The sequence below is a fragment of the Qipengyuania xiamenensis genome (assembly GCF_019711495.1).
Classification (GTDB): domain Bacteria; phylum Pseudomonadota; class Alphaproteobacteria; order Sphingomonadales; family Sphingomonadaceae; genus Qipengyuania; species Qipengyuania xiamenensis.
The window spans coordinates 820,945-837,407 of record NZ_JAIGNM010000001.1 but is presented as its reverse complement, the minus strand read 5'-3'; the positions used below and the strand labels follow the sequence as shown (position 1 = coordinate 837,407).

General features: G+C 64.0%; 16 protein-coding genes. 8 read left to right on the top strand and 8 right to left on the bottom strand.

What is annotated here, in order from left to right; translation table 11 throughout:
* Positions 1–45: 45 nt before the first annotated feature.
* On the bottom strand, positions 46–429 hold the full coding sequence (locus K3165_RS04170; RefSeq protein WP_221547547.1) for a VOC family protein: 384 nt from the start codon (positions 427–429) through the stop codon (positions 46–48).
* 113 nt (positions 430–542) lie between these two features.
* Here K3165_RS04170 and soxR point away from each other — a divergent pair, with 113 nt between their 5' ends.
* The 3 genes from soxR (at position 543) to K3165_RS04155 (ending at position 3,394) form a co-directional block, all read left to right on the top strand.
* Positions 543–980 (top strand): redox-sensitive transcriptional activator SoxR, encoded by a 438-nt coding sequence (gene soxR / locus K3165_RS04165; RefSeq protein WP_221547546.1) that lies wholly within the window; start codon positions 543–545, stop codon positions 978–980.
* Between the two features lie 109 nt (positions 981–1,089).
* Positions 1,090–2,298 (top strand): acyl-CoA dehydrogenase family protein, encoded by a 1,209-nt coding sequence (locus K3165_RS04160; protein WP_221547545.1) that lies wholly within the window; start codon positions 1,090–1,092, stop codon positions 2,296–2,298.
* 4 nt (positions 2,299–2,302) lie between these two features.
* Entirely contained in the window at positions 2,303–3,394 is a 1,092-nt protein-coding gene (locus K3165_RS04155; protein WP_221547544.1) for an acyl-CoA dehydrogenase family protein, read from the top strand.
* Position 3,395: 1 nt separating this feature from the next.
* Here K3165_RS04155 and K3165_RS04150 read toward each other — a convergent pair whose 3' ends face one another.
* From K3165_RS04150 to K3165_RS04135, 4 genes are all read right to left on the bottom strand, one after another.
* On the bottom strand, positions 3,396–3,740 hold the full coding sequence (locus K3165_RS04150) for a hypothetical protein (RefSeq protein ID WP_221547543.1): 345 nt from the start codon (positions 3,738–3,740) through the stop codon (positions 3,396–3,398).
* 41 nt (positions 3,741–3,781) lie between these two features.
* Complete coding sequence (locus K3165_RS04145; protein WP_221547542.1) at positions 3,782–4,309, bottom strand: SixA phosphatase family protein; 528 nt, start codon at positions 4,307–4,309, stop codon at positions 3,782–3,784.
* Entirely contained in the window at positions 4,306–7,056 is a 2,751-nt protein-coding gene (locus K3165_RS04140; protein WP_221547541.1) for an ATP-dependent DNA helicase, read from the bottom strand. Before K3165_RS04140 ends, K3165_RS04145 begins: the two co-directional genes overlap by 4 nt.
* A gap of 63 nt (positions 7,057–7,119) precedes the next feature.
* Positions 7,120–8,328 (bottom strand): methionine gamma-lyase, encoded by a 1,209-nt coding sequence (locus tag K3165_RS04135; protein ID WP_221547540.1) that lies wholly within the window; start codon positions 8,326–8,328, stop codon positions 7,120–7,122.
* 117 nt (positions 8,329–8,445) lie between these two features.
* On the opposite strand from K3165_RS04135, the gene K3165_RS04130 reads away from it, so the two are divergent.
* Together K3165_RS04130 and K3165_RS04125 are read left to right on the top strand one after the other, a co-directional pair.
* Positions 8,446–8,895 (top strand): Lrp/AsnC family transcriptional regulator, encoded by a 450-nt coding sequence (locus K3165_RS04130; protein WP_221547539.1) that lies wholly within the window; start codon positions 8,446–8,448, stop codon positions 8,893–8,895.
* A gap of 51 nt (positions 8,896–8,946) precedes the next feature.
* Positions 8,947–10,575, top strand: coding sequence for a lysine--tRNA ligase (locus K3165_RS04125; RefSeq protein ID WP_221547538.1), 1,629 nt, complete (start codon positions 8,947–8,949; stop codon positions 10,573–10,575).
* A 9-nt stretch (positions 10,576–10,584) separates the two neighbouring features.
* Here K3165_RS04125 and K3165_RS04120 read toward each other — a convergent pair whose 3' ends face one another.
* Complete coding sequence (locus tag K3165_RS04120; RefSeq protein ID WP_221547537.1) at positions 10,585–11,253, bottom strand: prolyl hydroxylase family protein; 669 nt, start codon at positions 11,251–11,253, stop codon at positions 10,585–10,587.
* 102 nt (positions 11,254–11,355) lie between these two features.
* Here K3165_RS04120 and K3165_RS04115 point away from each other — a divergent pair, with 102 nt between their 5' ends.
* Entirely contained in the window at positions 11,356–11,910 is a 555-nt protein-coding gene (locus K3165_RS04115) for a cytochrome b (RefSeq protein WP_221547536.1), read from the top strand.
* Positions 11,911–12,003: 93 nt separating this feature from the next.
* On the opposite strand, the gene K3165_RS04110 is transcribed toward K3165_RS04115, so the two are convergent.
* Positions 12,004–12,996 carry an RcnB family protein gene (locus K3165_RS04110; protein ID WP_247713877.1) on the bottom strand — a complete coding sequence of 331 codons (993 nt, stop codon included), beginning with the start codon at positions 12,994–12,996 and terminating at the stop codon, positions 12,004–12,006.
* Positions 12,997–13,173: 177 nt separating this feature from the next.
* Here K3165_RS04110 and K3165_RS04105 point away from each other — a divergent pair, with 177 nt between their 5' ends.
* A complete protein-coding gene (locus K3165_RS04105) occupies positions 13,174–13,743 on the top strand; it encodes a PNPOx family protein (RefSeq protein ID WP_247713876.1) in 570 nt (189 codons plus the stop codon).
* 83 nt (positions 13,744–13,826) lie between these two features.
* Entirely contained in the window at positions 13,827–14,672 is an 846-nt protein-coding gene (locus K3165_RS04100) for a substrate-binding domain-containing protein (protein ID WP_221547535.1), read from the top strand.
* Here K3165_RS04100 and K3165_RS04095 read toward each other — a convergent pair whose 3' ends face one another.
* The gene (locus K3165_RS04095; protein ID WP_221547534.1) at positions 14,673–16,460 is read right to left on the bottom strand and encodes a sensor domain-containing diguanylate cyclase; all 1,788 of its coding nucleotides are present in this window, start codon (positions 16,458–16,460) and stop codon (positions 14,673–14,675) included.
* Positions 16,461–16,463: the final 3 nt, after the last annotated feature.

Here is a 16,463-nt window from a genome sequence, read left to right as displayed (position 1 = left end):
TTCCTATCGGGTCTGCTCTGGAAAATCGGGCGGCGCAGGATGATCTCATTCATAGCTGACGACCTCGAATTCGATGCCGTCCCAGTCGAAGAAGTAGAACCTGCGGCCGGGCTCGTAATCGTCGTGACCGAAGGGCTTCAGGCCATGGCGCTCGACCACCTCTTCCGCCGCGTCGAGATCGCCAACGGTGAAGGCGATGTGGTTGAGCGGCTGGCCCTTCCGGTATTCGCCTTTCACGTGGTCGCCTGTGTAAAGCGCGATGTAGTCGTGATCGGCGCCGACATGCACGGACCTTCCGAATTTCATCGAAGGGCCACGCCAGCGCTCTTTCCAGCCGAGCAGGTCGATCAGAAGGGCGGCGCTGCGTTCGGGGTCGGTGACCGAGATATTGGCGTGTTCGAGGCGGCCCTGTGGTTTCGGGTGTGCCATGGTGCATCTCCTTTTGCAGCCTGCGCGTTGGGCAGGCTCGATTGCGATGCACAAGGATATGCAACCTCAAGCTAAGTTGAGGTCAAGCTTTGTTTTCGCTATCGCTGTGATCGATGAAAGCGAACGACCTCCTGCCAATCGGCGATCTCGCCCGCCGCACCGGCCTCTCGGTGTCGGCAATCCGCTTCTACGAGGAGAAGGGGTTGGTCGAACCGCATCGCACCGCGGGCAACCAGCGGCGTTTCCTGCGCAGCGACATCCGACGGCTGAGTTTCATCCTGATTGCTCAGAAACTCGGCCTTTCCCTGTCGGAGATAGAGGATGCGCTTGCCGGCCTGCCGCAGGGTCGCACTCCCAATGCCGCCGACTGGAAGCGGATAAGCGGGGAAGTGAAGCAGCGCATCGACGCGCAGATCGCCGCTCTCGAGAAGGTGCGCGAGGATCTCGATGGTTGTATCGGTTGTGGTTGCCTCTCCCTCAAGAAATGCGCGCTCTACAATGCGGGTGACAAGTGGGGCGAGGGCGGCAGCGGCCCGCGGGTACTGCGATAGCTCTCCTGTATCGGGCTAATCCCATTTGCGGGTAGCAGCGCGCGCCCTCGGCGTGCATGAAGGGCATCGATCCCGGCCAATCCACATGGCGGGGACGATGGGGAGAGAGATGAAGATCGAATTCGCACCCGAGCTCGAAGCATTCCGCGCCGAAGTTGCAGAGTTCTTCGCCACTGCGCCCACGCCCGCCATTCGCGAGGCCGGCCGCAAGACCACCAGCGTCTTCGCCCCGTTCAAGGAATGCATGGAATGGCACCGCATCCTTTATGAAAAGGGATGGGTGGCCCCGCACTGGCCCGAGGAATACGGCGGCACCGGCTGGAGCGTGGAGCAGCGCTTCATCTTCGCCGAGGAATATCGCAAGGCCGACCTTCCGCCGCTGCTGCCGCAGAGCCTCGGCATGGTGGGGCCGCTGCTGATCGACATCGGGACGCAGGAGCAGAAGGACCGCTACCTTCCCGGCATCCTCAATGGCGACGATTTCTGGGCGCAGGGCTATTCGGAACCCAACTCCGGTTCCGACCTCGCCTCGCTGAGCTGCCGCGCGGAGCCCGATGGCGACGACTACATCATCAACGGCTCGAAGATCTGGACTACATACGCGCATCACGCGAACCGCATGTTCATGCTCGTGCGCACCAGCAACGAGGGCAAGAAGCAGCAAGGCATAACCTTCCTGCTGCTCGACCGGATCGACTATCCGGGCATGGAAATCCGTCCGATCGTGGGCCTCGACGGCTTCCCCGAACAGTGCGAGGTCTTCTTCGAGGATGTGCGCGTACCCCAGTCGGGCCGCGTCGGTGAGGAGAACGACGGCTGGAGCGTCGCCAAGCACCTCCTCAAGCACGAGCGCGGCGGCGGCAATGCCGCGAGCCCGACGCTGATGCGCTATTGCGAAAGGGCGCGGGCAGCGGCCGAGAAGACGCCTTCGCCTTTCGGCGGTATGGTCGCGGACGATGCGGTTTTCCAGCGCGAGATCGGTGAGCTGGAAGCGGACATCGCCTCGCTCGGGCATTTCGAGAAGCTGGCGATCAGCGGTCACGAGATCGCGCGCGATCCCGCGTTCCCCTCGATGAACAAGACGATCAATTCGGAGCTGGTGCAGCGCGCCTCGGTGCTGATGACGCAGGTTTCAGGCGTAGACGGCCTCGCGCGGCAGCTGGAGGCCCTGCGTGTGGGTTCGAACGTAGAACCGCTCGGCAGCGAGTTCGATCTCGTCTCCATGCCGCTCTATCTCAACAGCCGTGCGACCACGATCTACGCCGGTTCCAATGAAGTGCAGCGCGACCTGATCGCCCGCACGGTGTCGGGGAGCTAAGCCGATGGATTTCAGCTTCACGGACGAACAGCAGATGCTGCGCGATGGCGTCGGCAAGTTCCTGGAAAAGAGCTACGATTTCGACACTCGCCAGAAGCTGGTGAACTCGGACGCGCCCTGGTCAGCCGACGCATGGCAGCAATTCGCCGAATTTGGCCTGCTGGCGCTGCCCTTCAGCGAGGAGCAGGGCGGTCTCGGCGGTTCGATCTCCGATTGCGTCGCGTTTGCCGAGCTGTTCGGCAAACATCTGGTGATCGAACCCTATCTCGGCTCGGTCATTCTTGCAGGCTCGGCGCTTGCGCAGAGTGGGCATGAGGCCGCGCAGGAGTGGGTGGAAAAGATCGTCTCGGGCGAGGCAGTGGTCGCTTTCGCTTTCGAGGAAGGACACGGGACGGCTTCGCCCGAGCTGGTCACGATGACCGCGCAGGGCAGCGGAGACAGCGCGCGCCTGACCGGCGAAAAGCGCCTCGTCCATGCGGGCGGGGATGCGGATGCCATTGTAGTGCTGGCAAGGAAGGGCGAGGGCGGCCCTCCCGCATTCTACCTCGTCGAAGCGGGGGCGGAGGGCCTCGATGCGCGCGCCTACACGACCATCGACGGGCGCAGCGCAGCGAACATCACCTTCAACGATGTCGCCGCGACCGAGCTTCAGGCCTCCGAAGAGGCAGTCGAAAAGATCATCTCCGAAGCAATCATCGTCCAATCGGCGGAGGCGGTCGGCGCGATGGAAGCCCTCGTCGCGATGACCGGCGAATATGCCCACACGCGCAAGCAGTTCGGCGTGCCGATCGCGACCTTCCAGGCCGTCGCGCACCGCCTCGCGGATATGAAGATCGCCTATACCAAGGCGCGCGCGACGCTGATCTACACCACAGCGCTGGCCGAATCCGGGGCGGCGACCCCGCGCGATATCGCCATCCTCAAGGGACAGATCGGCAAGCTGGGGCGGGCCGTCGGAGAAGCCGCCATCCAGACGCACGGCGGCGTCGGCATGACCGACGAGCTAAGCGTCAGCCACTACCACAAGCGCCTGCTGGCCTGCGACACGATCTTCGGCGACCATGCTTATCACTTCCGCAAGGTCGGGATGGGTTAACTCAGCCGAGGATCAATGCGGCGGTGAGTGCCAGCGCTGTGGCCGCGATCGCGCGATGCATCCGGGATGGCCCGGAACCCTTCCTGCCGCCCAGAAGAAGCGAGACGGTCGCCGCGATAGGCAGGACCGATATCGCCGTCCCGCTGGCGAGATAGACTGCCTTGCTGGTGTAGCGCCACGATTCGGCGGCCGGACCCTCGGCGCCCCAAGGGTAGCAGTTTGCTGTCCAACGCCCTGCCGAACACGCTTCCGCTCCCAAGGCCATCACCAGATCGATAGCAATAATGACGCCGAACAGGCTGAGAGCAATCCCGATCAGGAGGAGAAGCTTGTCTGTTCGTGCCATGTGCCGGGTCCAGCCGTTCGGGAGCGGATGAGGCGCGCGCCCTAGTGCTCCGGCCCGAGATCGGGATCGAGATCGCGCGGGCGGGCGAAGTGGACGAGCTTGCCGCAACCTTCCTTCAGCTCGGCCCAGTCGTCGATATCGAGCTCGAATACCGCGAAGGCGGCGGTCGGGAATTTGACCTTGGCCTCGTCGAACAAGGCGTTCTCGTTCTTCGGTGCGACCAGTTCGAAGACCATGTCGCCAAAGCCGGGGTTATGGCCCGCGAGCAGGAGAGTGTCGGCATCTCCGCCATCTTCGCGGATCACGTCACAGATCGTTTCTGTCGAGGCGAGATAGAGGCGGTCTTCCCATTCGGGTTCGATACCTATCGCTGCCTGTTCGAGCGTGGTTTTCACGCGCTGCGCAGGGCTGGCGACCAGCTTGTCCCACCTCACCCCGTGTTCCCGGATGTGCTTGCCGATCAAGGCGGCGCCCTTGCAGCCGCGGGAATTCAGACCCCGGTCGAAATCGCGCTTGTCGCTCTGCCCCCAGTCGGACTTGGCGTGGCGCAATAATCCAAGGACCTTCACTGCTCTTCGCTCTCCGCGGTTTCGGCTTCGTCTTGCGTGTCTTTCCCAACACCCTTCGCGACGCGCTGTAAAGCCTCGTCGAGTGTCAGGCGTATGACGGGCGTGCCTTCGGGGAAGGCGGAGAGCAGCCGGCTGGGAAAGGCGGAGGAGAGCACGACGAAGTGCCCGGCATCGTCCTTGCTGCGGATGAGCCGCCCGAACGCCTGGGCAAGACGCGCCCGGATGATGCGGTCGTCATAACGCTGCGCACCGCCCGCCTGCTCTGCCGCTGCAGCGCGGCGGGCGCGGTGGAGAATGGTGGGGCGGGGCCACGGCACGCTCTCCATCACCACGCAGCGCAGGGACCGGCCGGGAACGTCCACCCCGTCACGCAGGGCATCTGTGCCGAGCAGGCTGGCGCGGGCATCGTCGCGGAAAATATCGGTGAGTGTGCCGGTATCGATCGGGTCGACATGCTGGGCAAACAGCGGCAGCCCTGCGCGCGCAAGCCGGTCGGCAATCCGCCCGTAGACCGCGCGCATCCGGCGGATCGCGGTGAACAGGCCGAGCACGCCGCCGTCAGACGCCTCGATCAGCCGGGCATAGGCCCCGGCGAGAGCGGGAATGTCGCCGCGCTTGATATCGGTGACGATCAGCACTTCGGCTCGGCCTGCGTAATCGAAGGGACTGTCGGCCTGCGTGGTTTTGGGCTGCAATTCGAGATGCGGCGCGCCGCTTTTGGCGATGGCATGGTCCCAGTCGGGGCCGGTCTCGTCACGGTCCGTCAGCGTGGCGCTGGTCAGCATCACACCATGCGAGGGTTCGAGCACGACCTGCGCAAACGGTTTCATCGGGTCGAGCCAATGGCGATAGAGCCCGACGTCGAATTCACGCGCGTCGTTGCGATCGACCGCCAGCCAGTCGACGAATTCGGGATCGGCCGGCCCGCCGAGGCGCGAGAGCAGGGCTTCCCACGCGGCGATGAGATCGATGCGCCAGGCGAGTGAGTGCCGCGCGCCCTCGATCCGGGCCCGGCCCTGACCATCGAGCCAGTCTGGTGCATCCTCCAGCACGGCCTCTAGCCTTCCGGCGAGCTTCAACAACGGCGTACGGATCTGCGCCAGCGCCTGCGCTGCGGTGCCTGCTGCCTCCACGAGTTCTCCCGGCAGCTGTGCGGTCTCGGTTTCGATGCCGTAGCCTGCCTCGAGCCCGCTCTCGTCGCGGGCGAAGGTGGTCGCGCGGACCTGTGCAAGCAGTGCTTCGAGTGGTCCCGACGGCGCCCCCTCTGCCAGCCGCCCCAACCAGCCGTCCGAAGGCAGTGCCTCGGCAGCTTCCACCGCGGCCTCGACTGCATCGCCGCCCGCTTCGTCATAGCTCGCGACATCGGCAAGCCTTGCGGCAAGACCGCGCCGGCGTCCGCGCGAATTGCGCTCCGGCCCGATGATCCAGCGGCGAAGCTCGATCGCTTCCTGCCCGGTCAGCGCGGCTGAGAAGGTGCTGTCGGCGGCATCGAAAACGTGATGGCCCTCGTCGAAGACGATGCGGGTCGGACGGCTGGCGAGGTCGCGCCCGCGCGCGGCGTTGACCATTACGAGCGCATGGTTGGCGATCACGAGGTCGGCTTGCGCCGCATTCCTCGCGCTGCGCTCGATGAAACACTTCCGGTAATGCGGGCAGCCTGCATAGACGCATTCGCCGCGCTGGTCGGTGAGCGCCGCGATCCCGCGCTTGCGGAACAGCGTGCCGAGCCAGCCGGGCAAGTCCCCGCCGATCATGTCGCCGTCCTGCGTATAGGCCGCCCAGCGAGCCACCAGCTGCGCGAGGATCGCCGGACGCCCGGCAAAGCCGCCCTGCAGTGCGTCCTCGAGATTGAGCAGGCAGAGGTAATTCTCGCGCCCCTTGCGCACCACCACCGGCGGCGAGCCGTCGGGGCGTGTCGCGGGCCATGCGCGGGTGCTTTCGCGGCGCAGCTGGCGTTGGAGGTTCTTGGTGTACGTGCTGACCCAGACCGTCCCGCCCGATTGCGCCGCCCAGAGCGATGCCGGTGCGAGATAGCCGAGGGTCTTGCCGATCCCCGTACCCGCCTGGGCGAGCAGGACATGTGGGCGCTTCTGCGCATCGCGCGGGGCGAACACCCCGCCGGCACCGCGCGCGAAAAGGCGCTGCCCCTCGCGCTTCTCGGCGCCTTCGCCGGTCAGCCGCTCAAGGTGTGCCTCGATCTCCGGTTCGTCGATCAGGACCTGCGCAGGCTGGGGCCGGTCTGGCGTTTCTTCCCATTCCGGAAGCTTGGTGAAGAGCCATTTTTCGGCTTTCTGTGGCTTGGCGACATGGGGGGCGAGCACATTCGCCCACGGCCAGCGCAGACGCGCCAGGGATTGCAGGCTCGACCATGCGCCCTCGCGCTCGGCCCAGTCATCGCTCTCGCAGGTGGCCACCAGTGCTCCTGCCGCCTGTTGCAGCAGCAGCGGGACGTCGGCGTCGTCAGCGGGCGCTTCCAGTCCCAACGCATCGGCGAGGCCCTTGGGCGTCGGCACGCAGAACTTCGCCGGATACACGAAAGCGAACAGTTCGAGCAGGTCGAGCCCCGACAGGTCGGGATAGCCCAAGCGGCTCGCCACCAGCGGCGCATTCATCAGCAGCAGCGGCGTATCCGCAGCCGCCATGACCGCCTCGCCCTTCGAACAGCCGCGCGTCGCGCCATTGGCATCGCGCAGCCAGGTGCCTGCGTGGCTGGCATGCAGCGAGGGAAGGGGGAGAGGCTGGCTCACCCCCTCGCGTTAGAACACAAACGGAACGAGGGGCAAGGCGTGTACCGCCCAATCCCCCTCGAATTATGCCGCGATCGACAGTTCCGATGCGTGGAGCGCCTGTTCGAGGTCGGCGAAGATGTCTTCGGCGTCTTCCAGCCCGACCGACAGGCGCAGCAGGCCCTCGCCGATGCCGTGCGCGGCGCGCTCTTCGGGCGTGTAGGTCGAATGCGTCATGCTGGCCGGATGCTGGATGAGCGTTTCGGCATCGCCCAGCGACACTGCACGGGTGATCATGCCCAGGCGGTTCATGAAGCGGATGCCCTGGTCGTACCCTCCGGCAAGGTCGAAGGCGATCATGCCGCCGGGCAGCGCCATCTGGCGGCTGGCGAGCTCGGCCTGGCCGAAGCTTTCGAGACCCGGATAGTGGACTGCGGCAACCTGCGGCTGGGCTTCCAGCCAGCGTGCGACTTCGAGAGCGGTCTTGCTGTGGCGCTCCATCCGCAGCGCCAGTGTCTTCAGGCCGCGCATCACCAGCGTCGCGGTGAAGGGGCTCATCACCGCGCCGGTCATGTCTTTCAGGCCTTCGAGCCGCACCTTCTGCATCGTTTCCGCGCTACCGGCGACAAGGCCGCCGACGAGGTCGCCATGGCCGCCAAGATACTTGGTGGCCGAGTGCACGACGATATCCGCGCCGAGCTCGACCGGACGGGTCAGGGCAGGGGTGGCATAGGTATTGTCGACCACGACCTGCGCCCTGCGCTTGTGCGCGACTTCGCTGATCGCAGCGATATCGACCAGCCGCATGTTCGGGTTCGCAGGCGTCTCGAAATAGACGACCTTCACCTTGTCGGTCATCGCCGCTTCGAGCGCAGTCGGATCGGTCAGGTCGACATGCGTCACCTTCACGCCGAACTTGGCAAGCCCGTGGCGGAAGAAGGCAAAGGTACAGCCGTAGAGCGTCTTGTCGGTGATGATCTCGTCACCGGCCTGTAGCAGGCTCCACATCACCGCGGTGATCGCACCCATGCCGCTTGCCGTGGCAACGCCAGCCTCGGCGCCCTCGAGCGTGGCGATGCGCTGTTCGAGGAGATCGAGCGTAGGGTTGGAGATACGGCTGTAGAAATAGCCCTGCTGGTCGCCTGCGAAGATAGCGCCGCCCTGTTCCGCGCTGTCGAAGGCGAAGGTCGATGCCATGTGCATCGGTGGGGTCAGCGCGCCCATGTTCTCTGCCGGATCGTACCCGTGATGGATGGCGCGGCTGGAGAATCCGGAAAGCGTGGAGCGACTCATGTGATTGACCTCATTGTGCGTGTTTGAAGCCGGTATACCGCTATCTGACTGGAATATCCCTGCGAAGTATGCCAACCGAAGGGTCATTATTGGCAGATTGTGCTACTGGAGGGCGTGATGGACGCGAAAGACCGCCAAATCCTGCGTGAATTGCAGCGCGACGGACGGCTCACCAATGCCGAGTTGGCGGAACGGGTAAACCTGTCCCCTTCGCCCTGCCTGCGCCGGGTCCGCAACCTCGAAAGGGCCGGCGTGATCGATCGCTATGTCGCCATCGTGGATCGTGAAGAAGCGGGTTATCCGGTGACCGCCTTCGTCCAGGTCACGCTCGCCAGGCACGACCGCGAGGTGGTCGAGGCCTTCGAACAGCGCGTGCGCGAAACACCGCAGATACTCACCTGTCATCTGATGACGGGAAGTTCAGACTATCTTCTCCAGATCGTGGTCGCAGGCCTCGATGCCTACGAGGCGTTTATGCGAGACACACTGCACACGACGCCGGGCATCGCCACGATCAACACCAGCTTCGTCTACGGTACCGTCAAGGACACGGTGGAGCTGCCCTGACGCGGTTTCGCGCTTGCAACACGCGCGCGCTTGCGCAACAGGCTCACCCCTATGAGCATGAACGATCTGATCACCGCCGCACGTGTGTCCAAGGCCTGGCCCTTCCAGGAGGCGCAGCGGCTGCTCAAACGCTATCCCGACGGTGTTAAGCCCGACGGCAGCCCCGTGCTGTTCGAGACAGGCTACGGCCCCAGCGGCCTGCCGCATATCGGCACCTTCCAGGAAGTCCTGCGCACCACGCTTGTTCGCCGCGCCTATGAAGCGATGATCGGGGCGAAGCCCGAGGACGGCAAGACGCGCCTCGTCGCCTTCTCCGACGACATGGACGGCCTGCGCAAGGTGCCCGACAACGTGCCCAATCAGGCACTGCTCGAGGCAAACCTCCACCTGCCTCTCAGCCGCGTGCCCGACCCGTTCGAGAAGGGCCACGAGAGCTTCGCCGCGCACAACAATGCCAAGCTTCGCGAATTCCTCGACCAGTTCGGTTTCGAGTACGAGTTCATCGCGGCGAACGACATGTACAACTCCGGGCGCTTCGACGATGCGCTGCGACAGGTCCTGCGCAAGAACCAGGACATCCTCGACATCATGTTGCCGACGCTTCGCGAGGAGCGCCGCCAGACCTATTCGCCGGTGCTGCCGATCTCGCCCTCCACGGGCCGCGTGCTGCAGGTGCCGGTCGAGGTTCTCGATGCGGAAGCCGGCACGATCCGCTTCACGGACGAGGACGGCACGGTGGTCGAACAGTCGGCTCTGGGCGGAATGTCCAAGCTGCAGTGGAAGGTCGACTGGGCGATGCGCTGGTATGCGCTCGGCGTCGATTACGAGATGTACGGCAAGGACCTGACCGACAGCGGCGTGCAGTCGGGCCGCATCGTCAAGGTGCTCGGCGGGCGCAAGCCGGAAGGCCTCATCTACGAGATGTTCCTGGACCAAAACGGCGAGAAGATCTCGAAGTCCAAGGGCAACGGCCTCTCGATCGAGGAATGGCTGCAGTACGGCAGCGAAGAGAGCCTCGGCTTCTACATCTTCCCCAATCCCAAGAGCGCCAAGCAGCTGCACGTGGGCGTGATCCCGCGCGCGGTGGACGATTACTGGCAGTTCCGCGAGCGGTTGAGCGAGCAGGAACTCGACAAGCAGCTCGGCAATCCGGTCTGGCACCTCCAGCGCGCGAACGGCGGGTTCGAAACCGACGAGGCCCCGGGTGCAGGCGACAGCCTGCCGGTGACCTACGGCCTGCTGCTCAACCTCGCCAGCGTGCTGGGCGCAGAGGCCAGCGAGGACGCGCTGCGTGATTATCTCGCCAGCTACATCGGCGCCGACAAGATTACCTCCGAGCTGGAGGTCCTGATCGGGACCGCGGTGGCCTATACCCGCGACTATATCGTCCCGACGCTGAAAAAGCGCGCGCCCGAGCCGAACGAGGCAGAAGCATTGCGGGCGCTGGACGCCTATTTGGCGGGGGCTTCGGAATACACCAGCGCTGAAGATCTCCAGACCGAGGTCTACGAGATCGGCAAGCGCGAGGAGTACGGCTTCGAGTCGCTGCGCGACTGGTTCAAGGCGCTCTACCAGACCCTGCTCGGCAGCGATCAGGGACCGCGTATGGGCAGCTTTATTGCGCTCTACGGGGTCGAGAATTCGCGCAAACTGATTGCCGAGGCGCTGGCACGCGCCTGACGCTCCGGCTCAACTGTGCTTGCGCGTGCGGTACCACTTGGTGAGCACGTATTTGGCGCCCGCAATCACCGGCGTTCCGGCATGCATCGTGTCCACATTGGGTTCGCCCTCGGGTGTGGCGTTGTTCCACACTAGGAGAACGCCCGGCTTGGGTTCGATCGAGGCGCCGACTTCGGTGAAGTGCGTGTGACCGCCCTCCTGGACCTTGTTGAGGAAGGCCATGGCAGTCCAGCAGCGTTGACCGCCGCGCTTGCGCTCCAGCTTCCAGTATTCCTGGTCGGTGTAGAACCAGTCGTTATGCGGCTTGAACTCCTGGCCCGGCAGGTAACGCTGGCCCTGGATTGCCTCGCCGGTGACCGGGTTCATGCCCAGCAGGTCGTCGATCCGGCGCGAGATGCCTTTGACGAAGGGATCGTTGGGGTTGAAATTGCCCGAGTAAGACGTGCGGAACTTTGCGATATAGGCCGTCTCGTGCAACTCGCTCGGCCGCGCGACCACATCGATCATGGTGATGAACCGGCGGCATTCGTCGGGCGAGAGGAAATTCGGCACGGCGAAGATCTCGGCGCGGTCGGTCGGCACCTTGTAGATCTCGGGATCGTTTTCGAGGCGTTCGCGCACCTTGGCGCCGATACGCCTGAGAGCATCCTGATCGGGAATCGCAGTGGTCTTGGTCATGGCAGGAAGTGTTAGCGTGGCTCCGCCGCCGCGAAAACCGTCAACTTGCAGAGCGGGTTGGACTCGCTAAGCTCGCGCCAAATTCCTGAGGGGAGTGACTAAATGACCGATACAGCCCGCCGCTATTCCGCCGGTGCGATGATTTTCCACTGGGTGATCGCCATCGCCGTCATCGTGAACTGGAGGCTGGCGGAGAACGCCGAGCATGCCGAGGCGATGGAGGACAAGATTGCCATCTTCGCCAATCACAAGGCGCTTGGCATACTGATCCTCGTCCTGACGCTCGGACGGCTGGCCTGGCGCTGGACCCACCCTGTTCCGCCGCTTCCTTCGAACCTCGCAAAGTGGGAGGCGACGCTGGCGCGCACGGTGCATGTCATCTTCTACGTCCTGTTGATCGGCTTGCCGCTGGGAGGCTGGATGGCCAATTCGCTGTCCGGACGGGAGATCGACATGTTCGGCCTGTTCGTGATCCCGCCTCTGCCCGTCGGCGAGAATGCCGAGGCCGCCAAGGCCATCTTTGGCCTTCATGCGACGGGTGGCAGCGTGTTCATCTACCTGATTGCGCTGCATATACTTGGCGCGTTGAAGCATACGTTCTTCGACAAGAATGGCGGGATCTTCCGCATGCTTCCCTTCGGCAAGGTCCCCGACTGAGGCCAAGGAAAAACCCCCGCCGATCGCTCGGCGGGGATTTCTCTGCTTCTCCGATCCACTCTCACGCCGGAGAAGCGGGGTGAGGTAAGTGACTTACCAGAAGAAGTCGTAGATCACGTCGACCACTTCGCCGCTGTAGATGTCGACCAGCAGCACGTCGTCGTGATACCGGACCCAGCGATAGGGGCCGTAGACTTCCGGCAGGCGATAGCGCCAGGGATCGTTGATCCAGTAGCGGCTGCCGAAGAACAGGTTGCCAAGGCGGAACCCGATGTCGAGCCTGCGATAGCGATAGTCCCGGTACGGCGCGTAGTAACGGCCGAGGCGGAAGATGCTGCGGTTGGTATGGCGATAGCGATACCAGTCGTAGCGGTGGTTATCGCGCCAGCCGTAACGGTCCCACCGGTCGTAATTGTGCCAGCGGCGGCCATCCCAATAGCGCGAACGACGCTCTAGCGTGCTGCGGGCAGCACGGTCACGGACGCTGCGCTCGCGATAGATGCGTTCCGCGCGGCGATCGGCCCGACGGTCTGCGCGACGTTCCTGATAGCGACGTTCTGCGCGGCGGTCGGCACGACGCTCGGCGCGACGCTCTTCGATCCGACGCTCGGTGCGGCGTTCCGCACGACGTTCGGCACGGCGCTGTTCTTCGCGGCGTTCGCTGCGGTTCCAGTCGCGACCCGAACGCTCCTGCGCCCGTTCTGCACGGCGGTCACCACGGTTCCAGTCGGCGCCGCGACGTTCCTCGGCGCGGTTCTCGCGCGAGACTTCGCGGACAGCCTGGCGACGAGCACGTTCGCGCTCGGCACCGTAGTCACGGCGTTCCTGGCGCCGTTCCTGGCGCTGTTCGCTGCGGCGTTCCTGACGCTGCTCACTACGACGCTCCTGGCGTCGTTCGCTGCGTCGTTCCTGGCGTCGATCGCTGCGGCGTTCCTGGCGGCGCTGCTGCTGTCGTTGTTCGCGATCCTGCTGCGAGCGCTGCTCGGCAGCTGCGGCCGCTTCAGCCTGTGCGGGCAGGGCAGTGACCGCCATCGCGACCGCGAGGGCGCTCAGCGCGCTGCCTTTCATCAGCTTTGTAAGTGTCATGGAGCGTGTCCTTTTCTTCTTCTTCAAGCCGCTCCACACCTGCGGCTCATGTTCGATGTATTGCTTTGTATCACATCGGCCTGACTTGTATCTGAACCGGATCGTCGACCTTACGTTCATGTTGGGAGCAGCGAAAATTAACGCAACCCAGTGCCAATTCATGCGTTGGCTCTTGCGATGATCGATAATCTCCCTGCGGTCCGGAAGGACGTTATTGCACGGCTGACGGAAGCCGCAACCGGCCGCAAGTCGCCGATGCACACCCCCGTGGTGGCGACCGCCGATGCGGATGCACGTATCATGGTCTTGCGTGATTTCGATCCGGAGAGCTGGACCTTGCGATTCCACACCGACGTGCGATCTCCGAAGTCCGATGTCATCGGCGAAGGCGCGCCGCTTTGCGTCCTGTTCTACGATCCCGAAGCAAAGGTGCAGATCCGTTGTCGGGGAACAGGCCGGATCGAATCGGAAAGTCAGCGGGTGCAGGAATTCTGGGAGGCGAGCGATCGCTTTGCCCGCCGGTGTTATCTAGGGGCGCCACCGGGCGAAGTTCGCGATGAGCCGTCGAGCGGACTTCCGGACTGGGTCGAGGGAGCGCGTCCCACCGAGGAAGAACTGGCCCCGGCTCGCCAGAATTTCAGCGCTCTTATCGTCGAGATTGCCACCATCAACTGGTATTACTTGTCCTTCGGTGGACATCGTCGTGCGATCCTGCGCAGGGACGAGGCGAATTGGGTTACTCCCTGATAAACCATCCCGATTGTCGGGCTGGTCATGTTTAAGAGCGAGTATAGGCGGAATCCGTTATTTAACAGAGGCTAGCCGGCTCTATGACGTCCAATACGCGCATTCTTATGCTGTTCGACAACATGAACCGCGACTACGTGTCGCGGTTGCAATCGGGTGCCGCGCGCAAGGCCAGTGCGTCCGGCGTGACGATCGAGGCAGAGAATATCCACGGAACGGACAGGAGCGTCGAGAGCCTGCTCGATTCTCCGGGCCTTGGCGGCGTCATCCTGACCGCGCCATTGTGCGATGACCGTCATGTCCTCCTCCAGCTGGAAAAAAGAGGCATCCCTTTCGCACGCATTGCTTCGATGCTCGATCCGGGCCGGGGGATCACCGTATCCATGGATGAGTACGAGGCGTCGCGTGAGATTACGGGGCTGCTGCTCGAGGCCGGCCATCGCCGCATCGCGATCATTCGCGGACCCCGTTCGCACCTTGCGAGCATGCGGCGTTACAACGGCTTCACTGCCGCCATGGGGACCAAGGGTGGCCGAGCCGATCCTGCATTGATCGTGGAGGGCGATTTCACGCCCGAGAGCGGCAAGCAGCTCGCCTCCAAGCTGTTGGCTGGAAGACCGACCGCGGTCTTCTCGAGTAATGACGGCATGGCCGCCGGTTTCATCGAGGCGGCGAGGGCGGCAGGTTATGACCTCCCGGGCCAGATCTCGATCGTGGGCTTCGACGATGATCCGGTTGCCAAATCACTCAATCCGCCGCTGACCACCGTGCGCCAGCCGCTGGAAGAAATGGGGGCGACCGCCTGCACCCTCCTGGCCGACTGTATCAGGGGATCGGGCCGGAGCGTGGCCCATGCCGATGTGCCCTATGCGATTGTGGAACGATCTTCGATTGCGCCGCTGGCGACGGAAGCAGCCAGCGCTGCCTGATCAGGCGGAGTGAACCGAGTGCCGGTTTCGTCCGGCGTGCTTTGCATCATACAGGGCCTGATCGGCCGCACGCAGCAAATCGCGCTCGTCCCAGCCGGGCTTGAGTTCGGCAATGCCGATACTGAGCGTGATCTCTATCGGCTCTTCCCACCGGGTCGAGCTGAGGCGATCATTGATCGAGATGCAGCGTAGGTCGAGCTCTTCCGCGCGGCGGCTGGGGAAGACGAAGAGGAATTCCTCGCCTCCGATACGGCCGACTGAATCATCGCCAATCGCCTCGTCGCACAGGATGTCGGCGATGCCCTTGATCACCCTGTCGCCGACACCGTGGCCGAATTCGTCGTTGATACGCTTGAAGTAATCGATGTCGATCATGGCGACCGACAGCGGGTCGCCCGTCAGTTCGGACGCGTCCATCGCCTCGGCAAGATTGGCGAGGATACAGCGGCGGTTGGGCATGCCGGTCAGCGGGTCGGTGGCAGCCAGTGTGCGGACTTCGGCAGCTTCGCGCTCTGCCCTGGCGCGGGCGGCTTCGAGCTGGCGCATGGTTTCGGCACGTTCGGTCACATCGAGCATCGTGCCGAACAGAGCAGTGACACGGCCCCTGCTGTCGGCTTCGGCCTCGCCGCGGCAATCGATATAGACGATCTCGTTATCGCCGCGCCGGATCCGTGCCTCGAAGGCAAAGGGCAGGGCATGGCTGGTCGCCTCGACGATGAAGGATCGCACTCGTTCGCGATCGTCTTCGTGGAAGAGGTCGAACCAGTCTTCGAGGCTCGGCTGGCTCTCGGCATCGAAACCGCAGATGCGCAGTGCTTCGCGCGACCAGCGGGCCGAATTGTCGACCGGGCTGAAACGCCAGTGGCCGACCTTGGCCGCACGCTCGGCGGATTCGAGCAGGCGCGCATTCTCCGCGATCTCCGCGAGGTCACGTCCGCGCTGGGCGAGCAGGAAGGCGACCGGCATCGAAGAGACGAGCAGGGCGACGAGATAGACCTGGAAGAAGAAGACCTGCTTCTCGGTCGTGTCGAAGAACAACGTGACAGGGCCGGTGTTGGCGATGGTGAGGACCGAGCCGGTTGCCGCGATGATGACGAGCGCTGCTGCAGCGCCGCTGAGGCCAAGCGTTGCGGTTGCGATTGCCATGGCCATGACGGGCAGGAACAGCAGCGGCATATCGGCTTGGCCGAACGCCGCAATGCTCAGGATTGCGACGACACCGACGGTCCAGAGCGAGCGCAGCGACAGCAGGCTTCGGCGGTCCTGCGGGTCCTGCGCAATGAACAGGATAACGGGCGTGACGATCAGCATGCCCAGCGTGACCGTGCTCATCCACGAACTGAGGAAGCCGTATGTGAGATTTCCCGAAAGGACGCCTGCCATCAGCGCACTGAAGCAGCCGGCGGCAATGGCAGCCCCGCCAAAGCGGGCCATGTTCCACGGGCGCGAAAGCATGAGCTGCGTGGCCGAGCGCCCACCCATCAAGGCGAAAACGAGATAGCCTTCAAGCAGGTTGGCAATGGTGTAGCCTGTGGTGGCGAGGAAGCTCGATCCCGCCCACAGGTTCGCTGTCATGCTGGCGGCAGCAATCCATGCAGTGGTTATGACCCTGCGGCGAGGACCGAAGTGGAGAAGGGCGGCAACGAAGATGCCGCTCGATGGCCAGACGGCGGCAATGCCGTCTTCGCCTTGGGTGAGTTTCAGGGCAACCAGCGCACAGACAAGCCACGCGATGCCGTACAGCATCGGCCAGCCATAAAAGCCTGCACCCTTGCGGTTCGAATTCACTGA

Bases quoted from the DNA above. Each gene is read 5' to 3' on its own strand.
- K3165_RS04170 (WP_221547547.1), bottom strand. From the start codon at position 429: ATGGCACACCCGAAACCACAGGGCCGCCTCGAACACGCCAATATCTCG.
- soxR (WP_221547546.1), top strand. From the start codon at position 543: ATGAAAGCGAACGACCTCCTGCCAATCGGCGATCTCGCCCGCCGCACC.
- K3165_RS04160 (WP_221547545.1), top strand. From the start codon at position 1,090: ATGAAGATCGAATTCGCACCCGAGCTCGAAGCATTCCGCGCCGAAGTT.
- K3165_RS04155 (WP_221547544.1), top strand. From the start codon at position 2,303: ATGGATTTCAGCTTCACGGACGAACAGCAGATGCTGCGCGATGGCGTC.
- K3165_RS04150 (WP_221547543.1), bottom strand. From the start codon at position 3,740: ATGGCACGAACAGACAAGCTTCTCCTCCTGATCGGGATTGCTCTCAGC.
- K3165_RS04135 (WP_221547540.1), bottom strand. From the start codon at position 8,328: ATGAGTCGCTCCACGCTTTCCGGATTCTCCAGCCGCGCCATCCATCAC.
- K3165_RS04130 (WP_221547539.1), top strand. From the start codon at position 8,446: ATGGACGCGAAAGACCGCCAAATCCTGCGTGAATTGCAGCGCGACGGA.
- K3165_RS04125 (WP_221547538.1), top strand. From the start codon at position 8,947: ATGAGCATGAACGATCTGATCACCGCCGCACGTGTGTCCAAGGCCTGG.
- K3165_RS04120 (WP_221547537.1), bottom strand. From the start codon at position 11,253: ATGACCAAGACCACTGCGATTCCCGATCAGGATGCTCTCAGGCGTATC.
- K3165_RS04115 (WP_221547536.1), top strand. From the start codon at position 11,356: ATGACCGATACAGCCCGCCGCTATTCCGCCGGTGCGATGATTTTCCAC.
- K3165_RS04110 (WP_247713877.1), bottom strand. From the start codon at position 12,996: ATGACACTTACAAAGCTGATGAAAGGCAGCGCGCTGAGCGCCCTCGCG.
- K3165_RS04105 (WP_247713876.1), top strand. From the start codon at position 13,174: ATGATCGATAATCTCCCTGCGGTCCGGAAGGACGTTATTGCACGGCTG.
- K3165_RS04100 (WP_221547535.1), top strand. From the start codon at position 13,827: ATGACGTCCAATACGCGCATTCTTATGCTGTTCGACAACATGAACCGC.